Annotated in this window: 20 protein-coding genes; 9 read left to right on the forward strand and 11 right to left on the reverse strand. The window is 60.6% G+C overall.

Annotated elements, in window-relative coordinates; all coding sequences use genetic code 11:
• Positions 1-124 precede the first annotated feature (124 nt).
• On the reverse strand, positions 125-1,063 hold the full coding sequence (locus tag AB1J88_RS07680) for a site-specific integrase (protein WP_041067146.1): 939 nt from the start codon (positions 1,061-1,063) through the stop codon (positions 125-127).
• 177 nt (positions 1,064-1,240) lie between these two features.
• Between AB1J88_RS07680 and AB1J88_RS07685 the strand changes: the two genes are divergently transcribed.
• Complete coding sequence (locus AB1J88_RS07685) at positions 1,241-2,257, forward strand: DNA-binding protein (RefSeq protein WP_430290670.1); 1,017 nt, start codon at positions 1,241-1,243, stop codon at positions 2,255-2,257.
• Here the strand turns inward: AB1J88_RS07685 and gorA are convergent.
• Entirely contained in the window at positions 2,254-3,612 is a 1,359-nt protein-coding gene (gene gorA, locus AB1J88_RS07690) for a glutathione-disulfide reductase (RefSeq protein ID WP_430290671.1), read from the reverse strand. The genes AB1J88_RS07685 and gorA overlap by 4 nt on opposite strands.
• Entirely contained in the window at positions 3,596-3,823 is a 228-nt protein-coding gene (locus tag AB1J88_RS07695) for a hypothetical protein (protein WP_430290672.1), read from the reverse strand. The genes gorA and AB1J88_RS07695 overlap by 17 nt, the downstream gene beginning before the upstream one ends.
• Between AB1J88_RS07695 and AB1J88_RS07700 the strand changes: the two genes are divergently transcribed.
• The gene (locus AB1J88_RS07700; RefSeq protein WP_430290673.1) at positions 3,810-6,056 is read left to right on the forward strand and encodes a TonB-dependent siderophore receptor; all 2,247 of its coding nucleotides are present in this window, start codon (positions 3,810-3,812) and stop codon (positions 6,054-6,056) included. The two genes, AB1J88_RS07695 and AB1J88_RS07700, sit on opposite strands and share 14 nt — an antisense overlap.
• Positions 6,057-6,260: 204 nt before the next feature.
• Positions 6,261-6,470: a hypothetical protein gene (locus AB1J88_RS07705; protein WP_430290674.1), complete on the forward strand. Its 210-nt coding sequence runs from the start codon at positions 6,261-6,263 to the stop codon at positions 6,468-6,470.
• 84 nt (positions 6,471-6,554) lie between these two features.
• On the opposite strand, the gene AB1J88_RS07710 is transcribed toward AB1J88_RS07705, so the two are convergent.
• The 5 genes from AB1J88_RS07710 to AB1J88_RS07730 form a co-directional block, all read right to left on the reverse strand.
• Positions 6,555-7,052, reverse strand: a complete 498-nt coding sequence (locus AB1J88_RS07710) for a GNAT family N-acetyltransferase (protein ID WP_430290676.1) — start codon at positions 7,050-7,052, stop codon at positions 6,555-6,557.
• A 153-nt stretch (positions 7,053-7,205) separates the two neighbouring features.
• Complete coding sequence (locus AB1J88_RS07715) at positions 7,206-7,787, reverse strand: DinB family protein (protein ID WP_198759374.1); 582 nt, start codon at positions 7,785-7,787, stop codon at positions 7,206-7,208.
• A 17-nt stretch (positions 7,788-7,804) separates the two neighbouring features.
• Complete coding sequence (gene zapE, locus AB1J88_RS07720; RefSeq protein ID WP_430290677.1) at positions 7,805-8,923, reverse strand: cell division protein ZapE; 1,119 nt, start codon at positions 8,921-8,923, stop codon at positions 7,805-7,807.
• 121 nt (positions 8,924-9,044) lie between these two features.
• Positions 9,045-10,004: an agmatinase gene (gene speB, locus AB1J88_RS07725; RefSeq protein WP_430290678.1), complete on the reverse strand. Its 960-nt coding sequence runs from the start codon at positions 10,002-10,004 to the stop codon at positions 9,045-9,047.
• 16 nt (positions 10,005-10,020) lie between these two features.
• Complete coding sequence (locus AB1J88_RS07730; protein ID WP_086791523.1) at positions 10,021-11,112, reverse strand: polyamine ABC transporter substrate-binding protein; 1,092 nt, start codon at positions 11,110-11,112, stop codon at positions 10,021-10,023.
• A gap of 99 nt (positions 11,113-11,211) precedes the next feature.
• Between AB1J88_RS07730 and AB1J88_RS07735 the strand changes: the two genes are divergently transcribed.
• From AB1J88_RS07735 to AB1J88_RS07745, 3 genes are all read left to right on the forward strand, one after another.
• On the forward strand, positions 11,212-12,126 hold the full coding sequence (locus tag AB1J88_RS07735) for a LysR family transcriptional regulator (RefSeq protein WP_430290679.1): 915 nt from the start codon (positions 11,212-11,214) through the stop codon (positions 12,124-12,126).
• Positions 12,127-12,368: 242 nt separating this feature from the next.
• Positions 12,369-13,835, forward strand: coding sequence for a nucleobase:cation symporter-2 family protein (locus AB1J88_RS07740; protein ID WP_086791097.1), 1,467 nt, complete (start codon positions 12,369-12,371; stop codon positions 13,833-13,835).
• A gap of 64 nt (positions 13,836-13,899) precedes the next feature.
• A complete protein-coding gene (locus AB1J88_RS07745; protein ID WP_430290680.1) occupies positions 13,900-14,370 on the forward strand; it encodes an LEA type 2 family protein in 471 nt (156 codons plus the stop codon).
• A 141-nt stretch (positions 14,371-14,511) separates the two neighbouring features.
• Here AB1J88_RS07745 and AB1J88_RS07750 read toward each other — a convergent pair whose 3' ends face one another.
• Positions 14,512-15,435: a carbon-nitrogen hydrolase family protein gene (locus tag AB1J88_RS07750; RefSeq protein WP_430290681.1), complete on the reverse strand. Its 924-nt coding sequence runs from the start codon at positions 15,433-15,435 to the stop codon at positions 14,512-14,514.
• Positions 15,436-15,519: 84 nt separating this feature from the next.
• On the opposite strand from AB1J88_RS07750, the gene AB1J88_RS07755 reads away from it, so the two are divergent.
• Positions 15,520-16,434 carry a LysR family transcriptional regulator gene (locus tag AB1J88_RS07755; RefSeq protein WP_430290682.1) on the forward strand — a complete coding sequence of 305 codons (915 nt, stop codon included), beginning with the start codon at positions 15,520-15,522 and terminating at the stop codon, positions 16,432-16,434.
• An 8-nt stretch (positions 16,435-16,442) separates the two neighbouring features.
• Here the strand turns inward: AB1J88_RS07755 and AB1J88_RS07760 are convergent, their stop codons facing one another.
• Entirely contained in the window at positions 16,443-16,697 is a 255-nt protein-coding gene (locus AB1J88_RS07760) for a hypothetical protein (RefSeq protein ID WP_003224595.1), read from the reverse strand.
• Positions 16,698-16,850: 153 nt separating this feature from the next.
• Here AB1J88_RS07760 and AB1J88_RS07765 point away from each other — a divergent pair, with 153 nt between their 5' ends.
• On the forward strand, positions 16,851-17,168 hold the full coding sequence (locus tag AB1J88_RS07765; RefSeq protein WP_007961870.1) for a DUF883 family protein: 318 nt from the start codon (positions 16,851-16,853) through the stop codon (positions 17,166-17,168).
• 89 nt (positions 17,169-17,257) lie between these two features.
• Here the strand turns inward: AB1J88_RS07765 and AB1J88_RS07770 are convergent, their stop codons facing one another.
• The gene (locus tag AB1J88_RS07770; RefSeq protein ID WP_198759366.1) at positions 17,258-18,298 is read right to left on the reverse strand and encodes an Ldh family oxidoreductase; all 1,041 of its coding nucleotides are present in this window, start codon (positions 18,296-18,298) and stop codon (positions 17,258-17,260) included.
• 233 nt (positions 18,299-18,531) lie between these two features.
• Between AB1J88_RS07770 and AB1J88_RS07775 the strand changes: the two genes are divergently transcribed.
• Positions 18,532-23,349, forward strand: a complete 4,818-nt coding sequence (locus tag AB1J88_RS07775; protein WP_430290683.1) for a hypothetical protein — start codon at positions 18,532-18,534, stop codon at positions 23,347-23,349.
• Positions 23,350-23,402: the final 53 nt, after the last annotated feature.

A 23,402-nucleotide genomic window follows, 5' to 3' on the forward strand; every position in this document is an offset into this window, starting at 1 on the left:
GTCAGGGTTGTGAATTCGATGGGTGAATCCTACCCACTCACTCGACGGATGGCTCATTGGCAAACCTGATGCTGCTGATTTGTTTTCGCTATTAGCTGACTGTATTAATAGAAGAAAACCATATCTACGACGAAGCCGGCTTATCCGTAATCCGAGCCATCCCGTGAAAGGGGCTCGCTTCAACATAGCGCATAGCTGACTTCATATCCTTCCAGCCGACATAGCTCATCAAGGATTTCAGATCCCAGCCACTTTGATGCGCCCAGGTGGCAAAGCCGCGACGCAGGGAATGGCTGGTGTAGCGCTCGGCCGGGATGCCGGCGCGCTCCAGCGCCTGACGCAGTAATGGAATGACACTGTTGGCGTGCAAGCCCTCCTCGCTCAGATGTCCCCAGCGGTCGATGCCGCGAAACACCGGACCGCGTACCAGCGCCGCCTCGGTGATCCAGTCGATATAAGCCTGCACCGGGCACAGCTTGAGCAGCGCCGGTGCCTGATAGGTCTGCCCGAGGTTCTCGCGGTCGCCCTTGCTGCGCGGCAGGTACAGGGTGATGCCGCTGCCGGCGTGCGCTTGCACATGCTCGATCTGCAAACGGCACAGCTCATCGCTGCGAAAGCCGCGCCAGAAACCCAGCAGGATCAGCGCCCGGTCGCGACAGGCCTTGAGCAACTGCGGGCGATCTTGCTGCTGCCGCGCACTGCGGACTTCCTGTTCAAGCCAGTCGACCACTTGCTGCAGATCGTGCAATTGCAGCGGCTCGGCCTGTTTTTCCTGCGCCGGATGCAGTGCGCGAATGCCTTTGAAGACCTTGCGCACCACTGGCGCCTTGGTTGGGTCGGCAAAACCCTGACTGTTGTGCCACTGCGCCAGCGCCGACAAACGCAGCTTCAGCGTATTGATCGACAGCACGCCAGCATGCTCGACCAGATAACGCGCAACGCTATCGGCCGTCGCCGGCAGGAATCCACCCCACTTGACTTCAAAGTGTTCAATCGCCGAACGATAGCTGCGGCGGGTGTTGTCACGGGTGGCGGCTTGCAGATAGCGATCAATCTCGCTCATGGACAGTGTTCTCGCTGGCGTACTGATTCAGGGCGCAAAAAAGCAATTTAATCACCTGACATTGGGTAATACCAGTATATCCCGCCTGTGAATAATCAAGCATTTAACTTTATTTTCAGCGTGGTACACTGCGTACTTTGGTGGCATGTACCACAGTACGAAATGGTAGGAATTCACATGGCCCGTGGCGGCGTAAATAAGGCAGTGGTGCAGATCGCGCGCGCAGCGATTCTGGCCCGAGGCGAACACCCCAGCATCGATGCAGTACGCATCGAACTGGGCAACACCGGTTCGAAAACCACGATCCATCGCTATCTGAAAGAGCTGGATGACGGCAGCCAACCGGTCGAAGCGTCCGCGGAACCGATCAACGATGAGCTGACGGCGCTGGTCTCACGCCTCGCCCAGCGCCTGAAAGAACAGGCACAAGAGCCCATCGAGCAAGCGCGCGAGCAGTTCGAAGAGCAGCGTGAAACGCTGGAAGCGGAACTCAAACAGGTACGCCAGGCACTCGAACAACTGGAGCATCAGCACGACATCCAGGGCGCAGCACTGGCCCGGGAGTCCGAGGCGTTGAAAGAAACCCGCTCGATGCTGCAGACCGAGCAAACCCGCAACGCCGGACTCAATCAGGCGCTGGCCGACTTCGAGTTGCGCCTGCAGGACAAGGACGAGCAGATCCGCTCGCTGGAAGAAAAACATCTGCACGCCCGCGATGCTCTCGAGCATTACCGCAACGCCACTAAAGAGCAGCGCGAACAGGAGCAGGCCCGTCACGAAGGACAGCTGCAGCAGTTGCAGATGGAATTGCGCCAGGCGCAACAAAGTGCACTGGTGCGTCAGGACGAGATCACCCAGCTGCACCGCGACAACGAACGTCTGCTCACGGAAAACCGTGGTACCCAGCGCGAACTGAGCCTGATGCAGGAGCAGCTCAAGCACAGCAACCAGCGTCAGGATCAGTTGCTGGAGCAAGCCACTCGCGTCGACAGCGAGCGCACCCTCCTCCAGGAACGCTTGCGCGTGGCCCTGCTGGAGAGTCAGACGCTGAAACAGGATGCCGACGAACAGCGGCAGCTCAATCAGTCACTGGAAAAGGAATTGACCAAGACTCAAGCGAGCCTGGAAGACAGCCTGCGTCTGGCGGCTACCGTTGCAGCAGCGCCAGACACAGCCAAAGCGAAGGATGCTTAAGCGCCGACCGGCGTACGCATGGTGACGAACTCTTCGGCGGCCGTCGGGTGCACCCCGATTGTGTCGTCGAAGTCACGCTTGGTCGCGCCAGCCTTCAGAGCAATTGCCAGACCTTGCACGATCTCACCCGCGTCCGGGCCGACCATATGGCAGCCGAGCACTTTGTCGGTCTTGCCGTCGACCACCAGTTTCATCAGGGTTTTCTCCTGACATTCGGTCAGCGTCAGCTTCATCGGACGGAAGCGGCTCTCGAAAATCACCACTTCGTGGCCCGCTTCCCGCGCGTCCTCTTCGGTCAGGCCGACAGTGCCGATGTTCGGCAGACTGAACACCGCCGTCGGGATCATCTTGTAATCCACTGGACGATATTGCTCCGGCTTGAACAAGCGCCGCGCCACCGCCATGCCTTCGGCCAGTGCAACCGGCGTCAGTTGCACGCGACCGATGACGTCACCCAACGCCAGAATCGATGGTTCACTGGTCTGATACTGCTCGTCGACCTTGATAAAGCCCTTGTCTGTCAGCTGCACATCAGTGTTTTCCAGGCCCAGATTGTCCAACATCGGACGGCGGCCCGTGGCGTAGAACACGCAGTCGGCTTCCAGTACGCGGCCATCCTTGAGGGTCGCCTTGAGGCTACCGTCAGGCTGCTTGTCGATGCGCGCGATGTCGGCGTTGAATTGCAGATCCATACCGCGCTTGGTCAGCTCTTCCTGCAAATGCTTGCGCACCGAGCCATCGAAACCACGCAGGAACAGATCACCGCGATACAGCAGCGTAGTGTTCGCGCCCAGGCCGTGGAAAATCCCGGCAAACTCGACCGCGATGTAACCACCACCGACCACCAGTACCCGTTTCGGCAGCTCTTTGAGGAAGAACGCCTGATTGGAACTGATCGCGTGTTCGTGCCCCGGAATCTCCGGAATCTGCGGCCAGCCACCCGTAGCGATCAGGATGTTCTTCGCGGTAAAGCGCTCACCGTTGACCTCGACCTCATGCGGACCGACGATTTTCGCGTGGGCTTCGTGCAGGGTCACGCCGCTGTTGACCAGCAAGTTGCGATAAATGCCGTTGAGGCGATTGATCTCGCGGTCTTTGTTGGCGATCAGGGTCGCCCAGTCGAAATTGGCTTCACCCAGACTCCAGCCGAAACCGGACGACTGTTCGAAGTCTTCGGCGAAATGCGCGCCGTACACCAGCAGTTTCTTCGGCACGCAGCCGACGTTGACGCAGGTACCGCCCAGATAACGACTCTCGGCCACCGCCACTTTCGCGCCGAAACCGGCCGCGAAGCGCGCTGCACGTACACCGCCGGAACCGGCACCAATCACATAAAGGTCAAAATCGTAGGCCATTGCTATCTCCTCGGCAGGCCAACAGCATACCCGCCGCCGTCCATTGGGCAAGCGCCGTGAGCAGCTTTTCGCCCGTCTCGGCGAAGTCGGGAAATATCTCCAAATAATAATATCTCTTGTTTGATACTAAATCGTCGGGCTGCACCTCGTCTTTGAACCAACGGATTTTTTCCCTCGAAGACAAGGAGTCGGCTGCGATGTTCGCGCCCATTACCCGTTCCATGACCCTGACTGTCGGCTTGTTCAGCATGGCGTTGAGTCCCGATCTGCTGGCTGAAACCGACCCTGAAACAGCGCCACAATCCGCCGCCCAGGCGCTGGAACTGGACGCCACCAGCGTCAGCGCTGAAGGCCTCGGCCTCAATACCGAAAACACCCATTCCTACACCACCGGCGCGATGAGCACCGCAACGCGGCTGAACCTGTCGATCAAAGAAACCCCGCAATCGGTGTCCGTGGTCACGCGCCAGCAGATGGATGATTTCAAGCTCGGTACCTTGTCCGAAGCCATGCGTCAGACCACCGGTATCGTCGTGCAACACAACGACTCGGACCGAGTCAGCTATTCGGCGCGGGGTTACCCGATCAACAACTTCCAGATCGACGGAATGCTCAACACCTTCGGGCGCATGAAATCGGATTCGGACACCATCATCTACGACCGCATCGAAGTGGTCCGCGGCGCGACCGGCCTTACCACCGGCGCCGGTGATCCCTCCGCCACCATCAACATGGTACGCAAACGCCCGACTGCCCAGTGGCAGGCACTGGCCGGGGTCAGCGGTGGCAGCTATGACAACTATTACAGCTATGTCGATGTTGGTGGGCCGCTGGCTTTCGACGGCCGGCTGCGCGGGCGCACGGTGCTGGCCTATCGTGACAGCCAGTCGTTCCGTGACAAATACGCGCTGCAACGCGAGGTCGGCTACGGCATTCTCGAGGCTGATCTGACCGACTCCACGGTGCTTGCCGTCGGTTACGACTATCAGGACAAGCAGGTACAAGGCACCTCCTGGGGCACCGTGCCGTACTGGAACGCGGACGGCAGCAAGGCGGGTCTTGGCCGGTCAACGAACATGGCGACCTCCTGGAGCTCCTGGCCGCTGAAGGACAAGACCGCGTTCGTTACTCTGGACCAGCAATTGGGTGATGGCTGGAAGCTGAAGGCCGCCTACACCCACCGCGAAAGTGATACCGACGGCAAGGTCTATTACGGCGGCTCCGGTTTCCCCGAGGCCGACCGCAGCGGCATGACGGCCTACATGGGGCACATGCTCGGCACGCAGAAAATGAGCGTGTACGACTTCAACCTGTCGGGGCCATACCAGTTGTTCGGCCGCGAACACGAGATGATGTTCGGCTACGGCGAGGCGGAAAACCGCTCGACTTCGCCCTACGCCTTCAACAGCCCCCAAGCCGCCGACTACGGCAAGATCCGCGACTGGAAATACATGGGTGACATCGGCAAATTCGCCGACACCGTTACCGGCCTGCCGGGCGCGCGAGGCATCACTCGGCAAAAGGCCGGTTACCTCGCGACCCGCCTGAGCCTGACCGATGAGCTGCATGCCGTCATCGGCAGCCGCTATGGCAGTTGGGACGAATCCAGCACCGATTACTACTATGACGCGCAGCAAAAACTGACCAGCACCGATGCCACCCATCAGCGTCAGAACGATATCTGGACGCCCTACGCCGGCCTGCTTTATGACCTGACGCCGGAGTACACGGCTTACGTGAGCTACACCGACATTTTCAAACCGCAGAGTAAACGCGACAGCAACCGCAATTACCTCGACCCCGTGGTTGGCAGCAACTACGAAGTCGGGCTCAAGGGCAGCCTGCTCGACGAACGCCTGAACCTGGCGACAGCAGTGTTCTGGAGCAAACAGGACAACGTCGCCGAGCGCGACAACTCGGTGCCACCAGACCCGGTGAGTGGCGAGGAGTTTTTCAAGTCCGGCGGCAAGGGCAACAAGGTCAATGGCTTCGAGGCCGAAGTGTCCGGCGAAATCTTCAATGGCTGGAACATGACCGCCGGCTACACCTACACCCATTCCGTCGACGGCGAAAAACAGCGCAGCAACACCGCGCAACCGCTGAACATGCTGCGGCTGTCCACGGCCTATCGCTTGCCGGGCAACTGGCACGCACTGACTGTCGGTGGCGCGGTGAACTGGCAGAGCGACGTCTATGGCGCGGCCAACCGCCCGGTCGGGCGCGGCGCCAACGGCCGGATCATCACCGAACCGGCGCGTATCACTCAACAGGCCTACAGCGTGGTCAAGCTGATGTCGCGTTATGAATTCGACAAGCACCTGTCGGCATCGCTGAACGTCGATAACCTGTTCGACAAGAAGTATTACGACAATGTCGGTTTCTACAACGGCGTGTACTGGGGCGACCCGCGCACGGTGACGCTGAGCCTGGACTGGAAGCTCTGACCCATCCAATCAAACCAAACCCTGTGGTGAGGGGATTCATCCCCGATGGGTCGCGAAGCGGCCCCACGCTCGAGGTGACGCGCAATGCGTCACCCAATCCCCTCACCACCGCTGTTAACCCCGAGTTAATGCCGCGCCGGGACACTGTGCCCCGAGATCTGCTTCATGGACGAACGGCTCCCACGTTTTTCAGTAGGAGGCACCATGAAAACCACCACCGCCATTCTTGCCGGGCTACTCGCCTTCGGTTCCGCCAGCGCCTTTGCCGAGGGCGGCGCCGAACGTATGCGGCATTACTACGACAACTTCCCGGTCCACCCCGCGCCAAGTGAACAACCGACCGACAACAAAGCAGCGGAACTGCAGGTCCCGATCGATCAGACCGCGCAAGTCACCGAGTCTTATCGCGACTGATTCGCCGAGCAACCGATGGACCTCCGATGGCTCCGCTCTGGCCTCGGAGACGACAGTTGGGCGCCCTGTGTGGGGCGCCTTTTTTTATGCCTGCAGATCCTTGATCCAGAACAGCATGCGGCCATGTTCCGGGTCGAACATGCCGGGGGCGAAGCCGAACTTTTGATAGGCGTTCTGCGCCACCGCATTGCCTTCGAGCACTTCCAGGGTGATCTTGCAGCAGCCGCGCTGGCGGGAAATCTCCTCGACCTTGCGTAGCATTTTCTGGCTCAGCCCGAGGCCGCGAAATTTCGCCAGCACTGACACATCGTGAATATTGACCAGCGGTTTGCAGGCAAACGTCGAGAACCCTTCAAAGCAGTTCACCAGCCCTGCCGGCTCACCACCGACGAACGCCAGCACGCTGAACGCGTGGGGCCGGCGGGCCAGCTCTTCAGGCAGACGACGCAGCAGATCCGGGTCAAGCGAATGGCCGCCGCCCATCGGGTCTTCTGCGTAATGATTGAGCACAATGCCGATGGCTTCGGCGTGCAGTGGATTGGTGTAGCTGGCTTGCAGCACAAGTATTTCTGCGGAATCCATTTCCATCCCCGATCAAAGCCCCGGCGTGCAAGGTGCACACCTGAAAGGCTGCTCGACCTTAACGCGAGGCTGCCGTGGGCCACAACCGGAGAAACGCTGATAGCAAACGCCTGTAGGAGCTGCCGCAGGCTGCGATCTTTTGATTTTCCAGCGTCAGCGCCCCCAGATCAGCTCCTCGGTCCAACCCAGTTCGGCAAAATCCTGAGCACGCAGGCCGCTCTCGCCAGCGCAGAAAAACTCATCCAGCTGCGGCGGTTTCACCGAAGTTGCGCTGAGCATCGCATGCACTTGCCCACGATGATGGATCTGATGCTCGAACAGGTGCGAAAGCATGCGCAGGCGGCTGTCGTGCTGCGGCGTTTCCCGGGCGATGGTGACGATCCGCCCCAGATCGGCATCGCGCAGTTGCTCACAATAAGCGATCAACCGACGGTCCACGTGCGCCTGCTCTTCACGCAGCGCAGAGGCCTCGGTAAACGGCTCGTCACGGTTGAAAAACACATAGCAGTCGGGATGCGGCTCGTCACCGCGCAACTCGCGCTCCAGCGCGTCGACGTAGAACCAGTCGCACGTCAGGATATGATTGAGTGTGAGGCGGATGCTCGGAAAAAAACTCACCCGTGGCGCTGCCAGAGCCTCAGCGTCGAGTTGGGCCCAGGCGTTGCCCAAGCGATGATTGGCCCACGCGTTCTGGTAGGCCATGGTCAGTAAATGATGCGACAGCGGTTGGCTCATGTTCGCGCCCTCTGCGCTCAGGATTCGGCAAAACGCTGCAACTGCATCTCCTGCAATCGGCTGAGGGTGCGCCGGAACGGAAATTCCAGATAACCCTCGGTGTACAGCGCGTCCATCGGCACCTGCGCCTCAATGTACAGCGGGACTTTACGGTCGTAACACTCGTCGACCAAGGCGATGAAACGACGCACGCCGTCGTCGTGCACCGACAGTTGCGGCAGTTCGCGGTCGCCGGCCACCACCTGCGCCGAGCCATCCTCGGTACCGCGAGCGATACGCCCTTCGCGCTTCTGTGCGCTGAGGTTCGGCACATCGCTCAACAGAATAGCCCGATAGCGATCGCACAGCGCGATAAAGTCCATCGCGGCAAACGGTTGCTCGCAGAGATCGGCGTAGCGGCTCCAGAGCAACGTCGCACTGGCTTGCACCACGTTCAGCACACGATGGCCGACGGGCACCGGCTCGTTGCTGGCGGGCTGCCCGGCGTTAAGCGACTGGAAGACCTGCTGCAGCGCGCTGTCCTGCCCCGGCGCAACGACAAAATACCGCTGCAGACCTGCACCCGGATGCAGGCGATGATCCTCGGCACCGTTCACCGCCACCACTTGCATATGCGCCTTGATCGCGGCAATCGCCGGGACAAAACGATCACGGTTGAAGCCGTCGGCATACAGCTCATCCGGCGGCAAGTTGGAGGTGCAGACCACCACCACGCCTTCGTCGAACATCACCTGAAACAGGCGTCCGAGGATGATCGCGTCGCCGATGTCGTTGACGAACAGCTCATCGAAACACAGCACGCGCACTTGCGCCGCCAGCTCTTTTGCCAGCGCTCGCAGCGGATCGGCGATCCCGGTCAACTGGAATGAGCGCTGGTGCACCCAGCCCATGAAATGATGAAAGTGCTGCCGTCGGGCCGGCACCCGCAGGCTCTGATAGAACTGATCCATCAACCAGGTCTTGCCGCGCCCGACCGGGCCCCACAAATACACGCCGGCGACCGAACGGGCACCGGCGTGCAAGGCTTCATGGCATTTTTGCAGCGCCCAGACCGCATGCTCCTGGGCTTCATCCTGGATGAAACCCTTGTGCTCGATCGCGTGTTGCCAGGCGCTTAAAGGAGAGTCGAAAGTCATGCGCGGCAGTATATATCCCTGCAGGAGCTGTCGAGTGCAACGAGGCTGCGATCTTTTTATTTTGTTTTAAAGATGAAAAGATCGCAGCCTTCGGCAGCTCCTACACAGGGGTTGTGGGGTGTCAGAGGTCGACTTTATGTCGGGCGGCGTAGAGGCAGAGCATTTCCATGGCCAGGGTTGCCGCTGCCAGTGACGTCACGTCCGCATGATCATAGGCCGGTGCCACTTCCACCACGTCCATGCCCACCAGATTGATTCCGCGCAAGCCGCCGAGGATTTCCAGCGCCTGCACCGTGCTCAACCCGCCACACACCGGAGTGCCGGTGCCCGGGGCAAAGGCCGGATCGAGGCAGTCGATATCGAACGTCAGATACACCGGGTGGTCGCCAACCCGTGCGCGAATTGCCTCGACAATCGCCTCGCAGCCCCGCCGATGTACCTGACGTGCATCAAGCACGGCAAAGCCCTGATGATCGTCATTGGTGGTGCGCAAACCGATCTGCACCGAGCGCGCCGGATCGACCAAGCCCTCCTTGGCCGCATGCCAGAACATGGTGCCGTGATCGACACGTTTGCCGCCCTCGTCCGGCCAGGTGTCGCTGTGCGCATCGAAGTGGATCAGCGACAGCGCGCCGTGTTTGCGGGCATGGGCCTTGAGCAGCGGATAGGTAATGAAGTGGTCGCCACCAAAGGTCAGCATCGCACTGCCGGCATCAAGAATGCGCTCGGCATGCGCCTCGATGCTTTCCGGGATGGTGTGCGGTGAACCGTAATCGAAGTCGCAGTCGCCGTAGTCGATCACCGCCAGATGATCGAACGGATCGAACGCCCACGGCCAGTGGCGCTCCCAGGCGATCCCGGTGGACGCGGCGCGAATCCCCCGAGGCCCGAAACGCGCGCCCGGGCGGTTGCTGGTGGCCGTGTCGAACGGAACCCCGCTGACGGCCACGTCAACGCCGCGCAAATCACGGCTGTAGCGGCGACGCATGAAACTGGTGATCCCGGCGTAGGTGCTTTCGGCGGCAGTCCCGTACAGGCTGTCACGGGTCATGGCTTGGTCGTTGAGCATCGGCACGTCCATCGGTGTGCTCCTTTGATTATTGATGGCTACGGAAAGTGGTCCACAGGCGCGTGCGCTGACGCATGTCCTTGAGGCTCATGCTGCGGTCGGCGTACAAGCGCTCGCGCATTTCGGCGGGTGGATAGATGTCCGGATCATTGCGCACCGCCTCGTCCACCAGCGGCGTTGCAGCCTGATTGGCGGTGGCAAAAAACAGCGTGTTGGTCAGCTCGGCGACCGATTCGGGGCGCAGCATGAATTCGATGAACGCCCGCGCGGCCTGCGGGTTCGGCGCGTCCTTGGGAATCGCCAGGTTGTCCTGCCAGATCAACGTGCCTTCGCGCGGAATCCGGTAAGCGACCTCGTACGGTTTGCTGGCCTTGTGCGCCTGATCGGCTGCCATGCTCACATCGCCGTTGTAGGTCAGCGCCAGGCATACGCTGCCATTGGCCAAATCGTTGATCTGCCGGCCGGTGGCGACGTACAGCACTGACGGCTGGAGTTTCTGCAACAAGGCTTCGGCGGCGGCCAGATCATTTTTGTCGGTGCTGTAGGGATCTTTACCCAAGTAGTGCAACGCCAGACCAATGACTTCCTGCGGCGAGTCGAGTACAGCAATGCCGCAGTCCTTGAGCTTGCTGGCGTACTCGGGTTTGAACAGCAGGTCGAGGCTGTTCAGCGGCACGTCCGGCAAGCGCTTTTTCACCGCCTCGACGTTCAGCCCCAACCCGAGTGTGCCCCAGGTATAAGGCACGGCGTAGCGATTACCGGGATCGACGGCGGCAAGTTTTTCCAGCAGATCGGGATCAAGGTTGGCGTAACCCTTGAGGCCCTCATGGGGAATTTCCTTCAGCGCGCCCGCCGCCAAGCCACGGGCCAGCACGCTGGACGACGGCACCACCACGTCATAACCGCTGCCACCGGTGAGCAGTTTGGTTTCCAACACCTCGGACGTATCGAAGGTGTCGTATCGCACATGAATGCCGGTCTCCTGCTCAAAACGCTGCAGCGTCTGCGCCGGCACGTAATCGGCCCAGCTGTAGAGATTGAGGGTCTTGTCCTCGGCCTGTGCCTGGATGACCACGGACAACAACAGCGCGGGAAAACACAGCTTGAATACGGGAGCCATGACGAACACCTGACCGGAGGAAGTGGTGGCAGGATGCGCCGTCGGATACATTGCAGAAATACCAAGTTTGTTAACCTGACTTTATCCGGGAGTAATGTGATGCTCGGTCAGCTTCACGACGTCGACCTGCAGTTGCTGCGCCTGTTTGTGCGGGTCGTGGAATGTGGCGGCTTCAGCGCGGCGCAAGGTGAGCTGGGCCTGAGCCAGTCGAGCATCAGCCAGCAAATGGCCAAGCTGGAAACCCGCCTCGGTTATCGTCTGTGCAGCCGGGGCAAGGGTGGGTTCAGCGTGACGCCCAAGGGCGAGCAATTGCTGATCGCGATTCGCACGCTGTTTGAATCCATCGAGACCTTCCGCCATCAATCCAACGGCGTCGCTGGACGGTTGATCGGTGAGGTGCGGCTGGGCCTTTCCGAAGCAGTCGATCAGTCGGTGCTGCTGCGGGTGGCGGATGCAATCCGGCGCTTTCGCGAACGCGACGAGTCGGTTCGCATCGAGTTAATCAGCGCGATGCCCGGGGAGATGGAGCGCCTGCTGCTGCAACAGCGGCTGGACCTGGCCATCGGTTATTTCTCACAGGTGCAGAGCGCTTTCGATTACCGCGAACTGTTCCAGGAAACCCAGCATTTGTATTGCGCGCAGGGGCATCCGCTGTTCAGCGTCGATGCGCCGGATGACGCGGCGTTGCAAGCCTGCGACCGGGTCGATCATCCGTATCGGTTCATGCGCCGTGGCGAGCCGTTTGCGGACCAGCGCTGTTCCGCGCGTTCGGAGCAGGTCGAAGGTACCCTCGCGTTCATTCTTTCCGGCAAGCACATCGATTATTTGCCCGATCACTATGCGCGGGTCTGGGAGGACAAGGGACTGCTGCGCGCGCTGCGGCCTGGGGAACTGAGTTTCGAAGTGGCGTTTCATCTGGCCCGACACCGCGCACAGGTACCGGGGGATGCGCAAAAGGCGTTTGAGGAGGATTTGCTCGCAGCCTTCACCCGAAAAATTTCTGCCAGCAATTAACCTGTAGTGAGGGGATTTATCCCCGATGGGCGCGAAGCGGCCCGGCTCTTCGGTATTCAGGAGCTGGGCCTGCTACGCAGTCCATCGGGGATAAATCCCCTCACCACAGGCACAGCAACAAGTTCAAACCCCGTATTTCTTGACCTTTCAGGCAATTTTTGCTCGTTGCCCTCGCCGCCCGCTTCCGGCATCCTGCGCCTCCATTTTCTGACCCGGCCCCGCCTCACGGCGCGCAAAACACCATGACCGCCTCTGAAAAAGTCCCGCGCAACAACGATCTGATCTACGGCCTCAACGACCGACCGCACTTGACCGCCACGGTGTTCGCCGCACTGCAACACGTGCTCGCGAGCTTCGTCGGCATCATTACCCCGACCCTGATCATGGGCGGCGCCCTGGGCCTGCAAAGTGAAATTCCTTACCTGATCAGCATGGCGCTGTTCGTCTCGGGCCTCGGCACGTTCGTTCAAGCCAAGCGTTTCGGCCCAGTGGGTTCCGGTCTGCTGTGCCTGCAAGGCACCAGTTTTTCCTTTATCAGCGTGATTCTCAGCGCCGGTTTCATGGTCAAGGCACGTGGCGGCGGTACCGATGAAATTCTCTCGACCATTTTCGGTGTGTGCTTCTTCGCGGCATTCATCGAAGTGGTGCTCAGTCAGTTCATCGGCAAGCTCAGGATGCTGATCACTCCGGTGGTCACCGGCACCATCATCACGTTGATGGGCCTGTCGCTGATCAAAGTAGCGATGACCGACATCGCCGGCGGTTTCGGCGCGCCTGATCTGGGCGCGGCCAGCCATGTGTTCCTGGCCGCTTTGGTGATCGGCACCATCGTTGTGCTGAACCGCGTCGACGTGCCGTTTCTGCGCCTGGGCGCGATCGTCATCGGCCTGACCCTCGGCTACGTGGTCGCATGGCTGATGGGCACCGTGGATTTCGCCTCGATGCCCGAAGTGCCGCTGGTCAGCGTGCCGGTGCCGTTCAAGTACGGCTTCAATTTCGACTGGGTGGCGTTCGTGCCGGTGGCGGTGATCTTCCTGGTTTCACCGCTGGAGGCGGCTGGCGACCTGACCGCCAACTCGATGATTTCACGGCAACCGGTCAAGGGCCCGCTGTACATTCGCCGGATCAAGTCCGGTCTGCTCGCCGATGGCCTCAATTCGGCCATGGCTGCAGTGTTCAACAGCATGCCGATGGTGACCTTCGCGCAGAACAACGGCGTGATCCAGCTGACCGGCGTCGCCAGCCGCTACGTGGCGTTCTTCATCGCCGGCCTGTTGGTGCTGCTGGGGCTGTTCCCGATGATCGGCGCGGTGCTGCAACTCATGCCCAAACCGGTGCTCGGCGGCGCCGAACTGGTGATGTTCGGCACCGTGGCCGTGGCCGGGATCAAGATCCTCGCCGAGGCCGGCCTGCATCGGCGCAACATGCTGATCGTGGCGATCTCCGTGGGCATGGGCCTGGGCATCGCCGCCGTGCCGGAAGTGCTGCGCGAGTTGCCGCAAGCGCTGCGTAACATCTTCGAATCGCCGATCACCGTCGGTGCGTTGTGCGCTATCGTGCTGAATATCTTCCTGCCGGAAGAATTCATTGAGCTGGAAGAAGACGATTTCGATCCGGAAGCGTCGATTCTGCAGGTCATGGAAAACCCCGATCTGCCGGCCAAAGCTGAACCTGCAAGCGCAGCGGCGGTCGCACAGTTGAACCGCTGACGCGACGCCATGAAAAAAGGGCTGAGCCGGCAACGGTTCAGCCCTTTTCGTTGAGAGACTGTTTATGCGCCGCGTCCACGCCGTCATCCTGTCCCTGCTGCTGTCCCTGAGCGCGTGCGCGCTGTTTCCCAACCGAGACCCGGTGAACATCAACGTGGTCGGCCTCGAACCGTTGCCGAGCCAGGATCTGGAAGTGCGCTTCGCGATCAAGTTGCGGGTGCAGAACCCCAATGAAACGGCCATCGATTACAACGGTATCGCCCTGGATCTGGAGGTCAACGGCCGTCCCCTGGCCTCGGGCGTCAGTGATCAGACCGGCTCGATCCCGCGCTTCTCGGAAACCGTGGTCAGCGTGCCGGTCAGCGTTTCCGCGTTCTCGGTACTGCGCCAGACCCTCGGCTTGAGCCAGACACAAACCCTCGATAACCTGCCTTACGTCTTGCGCGGCAAACTCGCGGGCGGGGTGTTCGGCACCCTGCGTTTTGTCGACAGCGGCAAGCTGAGCTTGCCAAAGGCCACTGCTGCGACGTGGTAAATACACAATTTTGAAACCGCTCATAAATACCTGTGGGAGCTGGCTTGCCAGCGATAGGGTCGCGTCAGCCAACATCGTAGTTGCTGACAGTCCGCCATCGCTGGCAAGCCAGCTCCCACAGGTTTTTCAATCAGCCCGACGTTATGCGCTGAACCGCACGCCGGGTTTGGCGCGTTCATCAACCGACAGCTCAAACACATCCGGCCGCGCATAGTGGCCAACCACGTCGTAGTCATAGCGCGCCCGAACCAGCTCATCAGTATCGATCTCAGCCGTCAGCAACCCCGCCTCGCCACGCAACGGCCCGGCCAGCACATCGCCCATCGGCCCGACAATCACACTGCCGCCGGCAATCAACGGCCGATCCGCCGGCCAGTTGGCAATCTCCACGCCCAGCGCGTTCGGTGAAGCCTGCACCTGACAGGCACTGACCACAAAGCAACGGCCCTCGTGGGCGATGTGGCGCATGCTGACCTGCCACATCTCGCGCTCGTCCACGGTCGGCGCGCACCAGACCTCAATGCCTTTGGCGTACATCGCCGTGCGCAGCAGCGGCATCATGTTTTCCCAGCACACCACCGCACCGAGTTTGCCGACCTGCGTGTCGAGTACCGGCAGCGTCGAGCCGTCGCCCTTGCCCCAGATCAGTCGCTCGGTGCCAGTCGGCATCAGTTTGCGATGCTTGGCCACCAGCCCCGCCTGCGGGTCGAAATACAGCGCCGTGCAATACAACGTGCTGCCGGCGCGCTCGATCACGCCGATCACCAGATTGGCCCCGGTGCGTGCCGACAAACCGGCCAGTGCTTCAGTTTCTGCCCCCGGGACGTCAATGGCGTTCGCGAAATAGCGTGCGAAGGCCTCGCGCCCCTCGGGCAGGCGATAGCCCAACTGAGTGCCAAAGCCCTCGCCTTTCGGATAGCCACCGAGCAGCGCTTCCGGCATGACCACCAACGCCGCGCCGCACTCGCTGATCGCGTCTTCCCAGCTGAGGATCTGTTCCAGGGTTTCACCCTTGCCACCGGGCAACGCGCCAATCTGCAGGGCGGCGACGATTGATTTGGGCATTGCAGTCACTCCATCAGGTTCAAGTGTTGCCGATTCTGCGGCGGCACGGGATCATGAATAAAGACCGATTCACTGCTGAATGATATGAGCCAAATGAATATCGCAACCATCGACCTCAACCTGCTGAAAGTCTTCGAAGCGCTGCATGAGGAGTCCAGCGCCAGCCGTGCGGCGCTGCGTCTGGGCGTGACCCAATCGGCGGTCAGCGCGGCATTGCGCCGGTTGCGCGACGTGTATGGTGATCAATTGTTCGTGCGCACCGGACGCGGTCTGGCACCGACGCTCAAGGCCAATCAACTGAAGCCGGTGGTCAGCGAGGCGCTGAACAAATGCCGGCAAAGCCTGGCGATGGTCGACCCGGCGGCCCATCACTATGACGGCCGTTCGGTGACGGTAGGCCTGTCGGATGACTTCGAAATTGCCTATGGCCGGCGCCTGATCGAAGAAATCGCCCGCTGTGCACCCAAGCTGCGGCTGATCTTCCGCCAGACCCACAGCCAGATCGTCGCTCGCGCCCTGATGGAGCGCAGCATCGACCTGGCGATCACCGCCGGCGGGTTTGCCGAGCGCTTGCTCAGTCGTCTGGTATTGGGTGAAGGGGATTATGCCTGCCTGGTCGATCCGGGCAGTCTGGCGCCCGGTCAACAGGGCATCGATTTGCCGGAGTTCGTCGCTCGCGAGCACATTCTGGTGTCCTCGGGCGGTTTTATCGGCATCACCGATGAGGGGCTGGCGGCACTGGGGCTGAGCCGGCGGGTCTGCGCCTCGACCACGCACTTTGCCGCGCTGCCGCATCTGCTCAAGGGCAGCGACGCCGTGGCAACCATCCCGACCCATGCCGCCCAGGCCATTGCCGGGCTCAGCGGACTGATGCTGCTGCCCTGCCCGCTGGCGCTGCCGCGTTACCCGATCGAACTGGGCTGGCGCACCAGCACGCAGATCGACCCGGTGGTGATCAAGGTGCGTGAGGCGATTGTCGGGTGTTTCAACGCGGACTGAGGCGCATGTTACTTGTTGGCTGCCATCAGGCGATTGACTTCACTGCGCACCATGTTGGCGAATTCCGGCGGGGACATGCCATCCAGCTCAGCGCGCACCCACTCGGCCCATTTGCCCTTGCGCTTGGAGCGTTCGCCGAACAACCGCGCGGCTTCGCCTTTGGCTTTGCCCAGATTGTTCTGCCAGAGTTCGAACAGACGGGATTTCTCGTCTTCCAGCGCAGCGCGCTCGGCGAGGGATTTGTCGGCCAGATTGAAACTCATGGGGAAATACCTGCTGCGTAAAATGGCGACATCTTACACGCTCGGCGGAAATCTCCCGCGCAGGTTTTTCTTTCGCACCTAAAATCAGTGCAACTTTTCCGTCAGCGCCACACTCCATTGATCACTGTTCATCCATCTGCAAGGAGTCACCCAATGGCCCGCAAATCCCGCGTGCAAGCCGTCGAAGACCAAATCAAGGATCAGGCGTTCAGCGAACTTCAGGCTTTGATCGAAGAGTCCGACAAACTGCTCAAGAGCAGCGCCTCACTGGTGGGCGAAGAAGCCGAGACCCTGCGCGGACAGATCGCTCTGAAACTGCAACAGGCGCTGGACTCGGTCTCCAGCGTGCGTGAGCGCACCAAACCGGCGGTCGAGGCCACCGAGAGCTACATTGGCGGCCATCCGTGGCAGACCGTGGCGATTTCCGCCGGTTTTGGCCTGGTGGTGGGCTTGTTGCTCGGTCGTCGCTAAGCGACGATTGTCAGAGCGCATTGTTCAAGGCCTGACAATAAATCTGTGGCGAGGGAGCTTGCTCCCTCGCCACATCGGTTAGCTGACCATTATTCCCCCGCCAGCGCTCGCAACTGCGCCAGCGTCTGCTCATCCAGCACGATGCCTTCGGTCAGTGATCTCGCGCGCTGCAAATGCCGACGATCGCCCGGCAAACGTTTCAACCCCACGCCGTGCATCTGCCGCACCAGCTCTTCGCTGCGCTCGGCAAACGGTTGCCCGGCTGCTTTGCTTGGATCGATGACGATCAGCAACTGCCCGGTCCACGGTGTTTTGGCCCCGGGATGGTTCGACCAGTCGAATTCGAAAGAAAAGTTCCCGCCTGTCAACGCCGCGGCCAGCAGCTCGACCATCATCGACAGCGCCGAACCTTTGTGGCCGCCAAACGGCAACAGTGCGCCGCCCTCAAGAATGGCCTTCGGATCCTGCGTCGCCTGACCCAAACCGTCCACACCCATTCCGGCGGGCAGCCGTTCACCCTTGCGTGCGGCAATCTGCACGTCGCCGTGAGCAATGGCGCTGGTCGCCAGATCAAACACGATCGGTGCTCCGCCTGCGCGGGGCGCGGCAAAGGCAATCGGGTTGGTGCCGAACAGCGGTCTGTCGGCGCCATGGGGCACCACGCAGGTCATGCTGTTGACCACGCTGAGCGCCACCAGGCCTTCCTCGGCGAACGGCTCGACGTCCGGCCAAAGCGCCGCAAAGTGATGGGAATTGCGAATCGCCAACACGGCAATCCCGGCGTTGCGCGCCTTTTCCACCAGCAGCGACCGGGCAGCGGCCAGCGCCGGCTGGGCAAAACCATTGCCGGCATCGACTCGCACAAAACCGGAGGCCACGTCCTCGACCACCGGCACCGCCTGACCATTGACCCAGCCACTGTTGAGGGTCGAGACATAACCGGGGATACGGAACACGCCATGACTGTGTGCCCCGTCACGCTCGGCACCGGCGCAGTTGGCAGCCAAGGTGCGGGCGACGGACGCCGACGTACCATGGCGCAGAAAAACCTTTTCAAGCAATTGCGTCAACGCTTCGAGCGAAAGTGTGGACGCAGCGAGGGAAGACAGGGGTTCGTGTGGCGCAGACATCTGAAGCTCCAGACTAATTATTGGAGGGAACAACAGCGTACGAATATCCAGCCCACCGATTAACCACGTCAGACACGGGTGCTGTCAACCGTTGCGGTGAAGGCTTGTCGCAGCAAGCACACGGCGTTGCCGCTTGTGCGGTAACTATGTACCACCCGCGTCATCTGGCCGGTCATTAGTCTCGAGTCTCAATTTACCGGTGCACCGGACGGTGCCCTGAACGAGACCCGATGATGCCTGCTCCCCTGCCTCCCCTGCTGTTCCTGTCCTTTCTCGATTCCCCCGGATTGTGGCGTGAACTCGGCAATGTCCATCACTTGTCCATCGCTGACTTCCAGTGGCTGAACCACGTGCAACTGGCCACCCATGCATTGCGCAGTCAGCAAACCCCGCCCATGCTTGCCCATCGAATCCTGCTCAACACCGACGATACGCCTGCAGTGCCTCTGGCCGGCAGCTTCATACTCAGTGCCACCCCCGAGGATCGCGGCGTCATGTTGTACACCCCCTTCGACGGGCTGAAAAAACATGCCAGCCTCGCCAGCCTGACCGCACACCTGGAAGAGCGCCTGAACCGTGTCACCGAAGATGATCGGCTGCTGGCATTGCTCGCCCTGTCACAACGCGAACGGCTGGTTGAGCGACGCGCCGTCAGCGTGACCTACCAGCTTGTCGAGGGCGATATCTTCGAAGATCAACGCGCTGCCATCGAACACTGCCTGCGACTCAACGCTCAGGCAATGCTCGATGAATTGATGCAACTGCCCGAACTAGACAGCCTGCTCCAGAGCATACTCGACACACTCCTGACGCCGACCATGCGTGGCGTCGACCAGACCCGCACACGCGCGAACCATTACACAGCCGCCGCAGCAAGCGGTCCGGCATCGACCGACCGTCCTTCACGGAGTGGATTTGAAGCGCTGTCACTTGGCGATGCGCTGCTGTTGCACTTTCGCCACACCGGATGGCCGATTGGCCAGACCCATGAGTTTTCGCACCCGGACCGGACAGTCCAGGCCAGTGATCAGCAACACTGGGAAACAGCCATCACCACGGCTTCGGGCAAACTGCTGGTATTGCTGTATCAGCAAATGGAGCGCTATTGGAATGGGCCCAGCGCTGGCGGGGGCCCGCGGCGCAGCGTATTTGCGCAAAGCATTCGACAGCAGGCGCTGGCTGACTTTTTGCTCAAACGCGAAGCTGGCATTATCGAGCAGCACACCTTCGACAGCCTGCTGACCTCGTTGGGTTTCAGCGACGGTCCGGCACGCCGCGCGACGCTGGAAACCGTGCGCTTGTGGGAGCATCAGGCAAACTTCGTGGAGCTGGCCGGCGCGCTGATGATCAGCCATTCCGACAGTTGCCTGTATACCCCGACCCACGGCTTGCAGGTGCTCAGGGATTACGAAGATCTCAAAGCCATGCTGCTCAGCAAATTTGCCAGCCCCGGGCACGAAGACGAACTCTACGGTCTGCTGAGTCTCGATGAGCGGCAACGCTTCCTCGGTTTCGACAAGCCGCAGGTTTCCGGCCAATCGATTGCCGGAGATGTTTTCAGCGTGCTGCTCGAGTTGATCATCACCAAGCAGCGACAGAACATCGACTATGCCCTGCAGTGGTATCGGCACAGCGACGGCGCCGTGGATATTCGCGCACTGTTCGACAAGGCCCTGGACATCCGTTCGATGCTCCACGAGCGGCTTGAGACCCTGGATGCCCACGGGCGCTGGAGCACCCGGCCGATGCTCACTGGCAACCAATTACCTTCAAGGGTGCTGGCGGACACCGCCGCGGGCGAAGTGCGCAAGTTCGGCAGCATCATGCCCACCCTCGCCGCCGACTTCGCCGCCCAACCGCTGACCGTCACGGCGCTGCAGCGCACCTACCTGCAAGGAATCGCCGCGAAGCTGGCGCACGCCCTGTCTGTCGGCATCACAGGTGAAGCACGGTTGAGAGTCCTGAACGGGACGCTGAGCCGCCATGAGCAAGCGCTGGTCGACACCGTGTTCAATCCGGATCAACCGGATCGCAGCCGCCGCAGGGCACTCAACGGGTTTCAGCCGGATGCCTGGTCATTGACGTTGCAGGTCGCCGGGCAAAGCGAAATGCTGCCGCTGGCCAACTGCGTCCTGCTCACGGAACGCGGTGGCCGCGATACGCAGCACTCAGGACGCGCGATGGTGTGGACACCAGCCCTGGGCCTGGAAGTCTTCCGCTCAATCGAGCATGCCAGACAGGTTTTGGACCAGCGACTGGCGGATCCGCAAAAACGCCTGACGCTGTTGGAAAACCTTTCCCCCCGGCACCAAGGGCTCCATCAACACTTCACGCTGGGACAGTGGCAGCTGATCAGCCGCAGTGTCTTGCAGGATCGGACCGAGTCGGCGATCGAACATTTTCTCCAGCGCTGTGAACAGGTACGGGGCCGTCAATGGCCAAAGCCGCGGGAAACTCAAATCCTCAGGACGCTGAGTGAGCAAGTCGTAGAGACCAACCTGCAGCGCGCCACCGCTCTGGCGCGGGCGATCGGCAAACAGCATTCGTTGCCTGCCTGGCTGGGCATGGCCACGCTTGAAGCGCAGCAGTTGCATCTGGAGCTGCTGGAACAGTGGCGCCACAGCGTCATTGACGATCAGGATTATCTCCACGCGCTGCCAACCGTGCGTGACTACATCAGGCAGACTCTTCAAACGCTGTTGAGAACCCGCTTGCAGAGGCAGGATCTCGACCCCGAACAGATCACCATCACCCCGGCACAGACGCTGATCGGGTCTGCGATGAGCCTGACCGATTTCGCCTTGAACCATGCACATCTCGCACAGAGCACGGCATTCACCCTCAGCTCGGGTACCGACCGGGCGCTGCCGACAGGGCTTGACCAGCAAGCCGTCAGAAGCCTGCTGCTGTCCCTGAACGTTGCAACGACGTTTGCCGATAAAATCACCTCGGCGTTGTCCGCCAGTAACGTCGCTGCTGAACAACGCAAACAGCGTTTCCTCCACCAACTGCCTTGGCAATTGCTGCAACATGCCCATCAGTTACAACTGCAACAACGCTTGTCGCCGAAGGCCTTCGGCTTGATTGCTCAGGTGTTCGACATGCCCGACGCCGTGGCCCGCGCGACCGTGCAAGGGGCCGATGCCATTGCCCGGCCGCTGGCGCTGATCAAGACCGCCGGGGCTGCAGCGGTCAAGGCGTTGGGCCTGTACTTGATCGGACCTGCAGGAAAACCCGGTCCCCAAGTGTTGTATGCGCCCTACCATGGTGAATACGCATTCAGTGAATTCGAGGATGAGGCGTCAGTCATCGCCGCGCTGAATTCGCCGGGCTCACTGCAGGACTTGTTGCTGCGCCGCTTGCCGGAAACTCAACGTTCGATCTTCAGCGCGTTGTTCAACGCAAGCAGCGGCCAGGCGAGGGAGATGACCCTGGCCACCACCCCGGTCAACGGTAACTGGTTGCTGCAGTTGTTCGACGATAACCTGGCCTTGCTGCCACGCTTGCTGAGCGGCCATTCAATGCCGTCGGCGCAGACGGATTGGGACGCCGCGAAGCACCTGTTCAGTTCGGGCATCCAGTTGGTCCGGGGCGTGCTGCCGGGCAAACTCGCCTGTGCGCAGTTTCTCTGGCAAAGCTACAAGGATTTCAAGGGCTCCGCCGAAGCGTTGCAGGATCACCACTGGAAACGTGCACTGGAAACCTTTACCGCCGGCGCAGCGGAAATGATCAGTCTCGGGCGGCTGGCTCTGGAGTCACGTCTGGAATCTCAAGAGGCGGTGCCGCCGCAGCCAACCGCGCCGAGCGCCCCTGTCCTTGCGCAGACCAAGCCGACCGATCCGCAGCGCACCGCGTTGCAGGCATTCGAAACCTCGAAGATCGCCCTCAAGGATCTGACCCATAATGCTGCCGAGGGCACGTATCAGGACCTGAACACCAGAGCGACCTACGCCCCCATTGCCGGCAAAGTCTATCCCGTGGAGCGGCCGGGAGTCGTCTGGCAAATCAAGGGCGCCGGCCAGCCAGGTCCGGTGTTGCAGCACACCGCCTCCCGGCAACTGGTGCTGGATCCGGATCGCCATACCGTGCATTTCGGCAAGGCCTTGTCGAAGATGGTCAACCATTACACCACCCATCGCCAGGCCCGGTACATGCTGAATATCGAAGCGCAAGGCATGGAAGAAATCCGCGCCCGCCATCCGGAAAAAGCACTCATGTTGATCGAGGCAATTGATCTGGCCCGGCATTACGCGTTCAACAGCCTGCACAATCTTGTTCAGCTAAGAAACGATGTGCCGGGCACCCGCCTCGATACTTTTCTCAAGTCGTTTTTTGACGTGCAACGGATTGATGCCGACATGCTCCACAAGTTGAAGCTGTCCATCGTGCCGATCTGTAATGCATTGGTCGATCCAACAGAAGACCTGTTGAATACTCGTCGCTTTGTGGTCGGCTCGAACAGACAGCCCGACTCGGGTGTAATCGCCTTTGTACTGGATGGCGATTTACTCAAGAAAGTCCATTTCACCGAAAAATTCTTCAATCAAGAACTGGAGTGGTACAACACCGGGCTGACCGAGCCCTTCAATGTCGAAGGGCATGCACGGGCCGCGACGCTCATCCACGAGTTTTCCCATCAGTTCAGCAAGACCGTAGACATTGCTTCGCTGGAAGCGCGGCGCCCGTTTGCTGATCTGATTGCTACGGTGACCGGTTACGGAGCTTCCCGCAAACAGTTGCAGACACGTTTTCAACGCGAAGCTCTGTCACTGTCTACCCCCCGTGAAGAGCTGTTCTCGCGCTGGAGCCATGAACTTCAGGAGTGGCTGGATATCGACATGATTGAAGGCATGAATCATGTACGCAAGGAAATTCTCAAGACCACGCGTAGCGCGAATCTGGATGACGCGCGGACCGCTTTTCTCAACCCTTCCAACCCGACTCCACGAATCGACACGATATTGCGCAATGCCGATTCGATCGCCTTTTTGATCTGTGAAATGGGCCGCCAGCTCGATCCGGTGCCCCAAGCTCAAGAAGGGCTCAACTGAAGCAAAAAAATGCGCAGGCGGTTGGCCTGCGCATTGTTTATCGCGAGGCAAGG

Source organism: Pseudomonas sp. S8 (assembly GCF_050473925.1).
GTDB lineage: Bacteria > Pseudomonadota > Gammaproteobacteria > Pseudomonadales > Pseudomonadaceae > Aquipseudomonas > Aquipseudomonas parakoreensis.

Bases quoted from the DNA above. Each gene is read 5' to 3' on its own strand.
- AB1J88_RS07700 (WP_430290673.1), top strand. From the start codon at position 3,810: ATGTTCGCGCCCATTACCCGTTCCATGACCCTGACTGTCGGCTTGTTC.
- speB (WP_430290678.1), bottom strand. From the start codon at position 10,004: ATGGACGTGCCGATGCTCAACGACCAAGCCATGACCCGTGACAGCCTG.
- zapE (WP_430290677.1), bottom strand. From the start codon at position 8,923: ATGACTTTCGACTCTCCTTTAAGCGCCTGGCAACACGCGATCGAGCAC.
- AB1J88_RS07695 (WP_430290672.1), bottom strand. From the start codon at position 3,823: ATGGGCGCGAACATCGCAGCCGACTCCTTGTCTTCGAGGGAAAAAATC.
- AB1J88_RS07745 (WP_430290680.1), top strand. From the start codon at position 13,900: ATGCGCCGCGTCCACGCCGTCATCCTGTCCCTGCTGCTGTCCCTGAGC.
- AB1J88_RS07750 (WP_430290681.1), bottom strand. From the start codon at position 15,435: ATGCCCAAATCAATCGTCGCCGCCCTGCAGATTGGCGCGTTGCCCGGT.
- AB1J88_RS07760 (WP_003224595.1), bottom strand. From the start codon at position 16,697: ATGAGTTTCAATCTGGCCGACAAATCCCTCGCCGAGCGCGCTGCGCTG.
- AB1J88_RS07685 (WP_430290670.1), top strand. From the start codon at position 1,241: ATGGCCCGTGGCGGCGTAAATAAGGCAGTGGTGCAGATCGCGCGCGCA.
- AB1J88_RS07765 (WP_007961870.1), top strand. From the start codon at position 16,851: ATGGCCCGCAAATCCCGCGTGCAAGCCGTCGAAGACCAAATCAAGGAT.
- AB1J88_RS07755 (WP_430290682.1), top strand. From the start codon at position 15,520: ATGAGCCAAATGAATATCGCAACCATCGACCTCAACCTGCTGAAAGTC.
- AB1J88_RS07770 (WP_198759366.1), bottom strand. From the start codon at position 18,298: ATGTCTGCGCCACACGAACCCCTGTCTTCCCTCGCTGCGTCCACACTT.
- AB1J88_RS07715 (WP_198759374.1), bottom strand. From the start codon at position 7,787: ATGAGCCAACCGCTGTCGCATCATTTACTGACCATGGCCTACCAGAAC.
- AB1J88_RS07775 (WP_430290683.1), top strand. From the start codon at position 18,532: ATGCCTGCTCCCCTGCCTCCCCTGCTGTTCCTGTCCTTTCTCGATTCC.
- AB1J88_RS07730 (WP_086791523.1), bottom strand. From the start codon at position 11,112: ATGGCTCCCGTATTCAAGCTGTGTTTTCCCGCGCTGTTGTTGTCCGTG.
- gorA (WP_430290671.1), bottom strand. From the start codon at position 3,612: ATGGCCTACGATTTTGACCTTTATGTGATTGGTGCCGGTTCCGGCGGT.
- AB1J88_RS07680 (WP_041067146.1), bottom strand. From the start codon at position 1,063: ATGAGCGAGATTGATCGCTATCTGCAAGCCGCCACCCGTGACAACACC.
- AB1J88_RS07710 (WP_430290676.1), bottom strand. From the start codon at position 7,052: ATGGATTCCGCAGAAATACTTGTGCTGCAAGCCAGCTACACCAATCCA.
- AB1J88_RS07735 (WP_430290679.1), top strand. From the start codon at position 11,212: ATGCTCGGTCAGCTTCACGACGTCGACCTGCAGTTGCTGCGCCTGTTT.
- AB1J88_RS07705 (WP_430290674.1), top strand. From the start codon at position 6,261: ATGAAAACCACCACCGCCATTCTTGCCGGGCTACTCGCCTTCGGTTCC.
- AB1J88_RS07740 (WP_086791097.1), top strand. From the start codon at position 12,369: ATGACCGCCTCTGAAAAAGTCCCGCGCAACAACGATCTGATCTACGGC.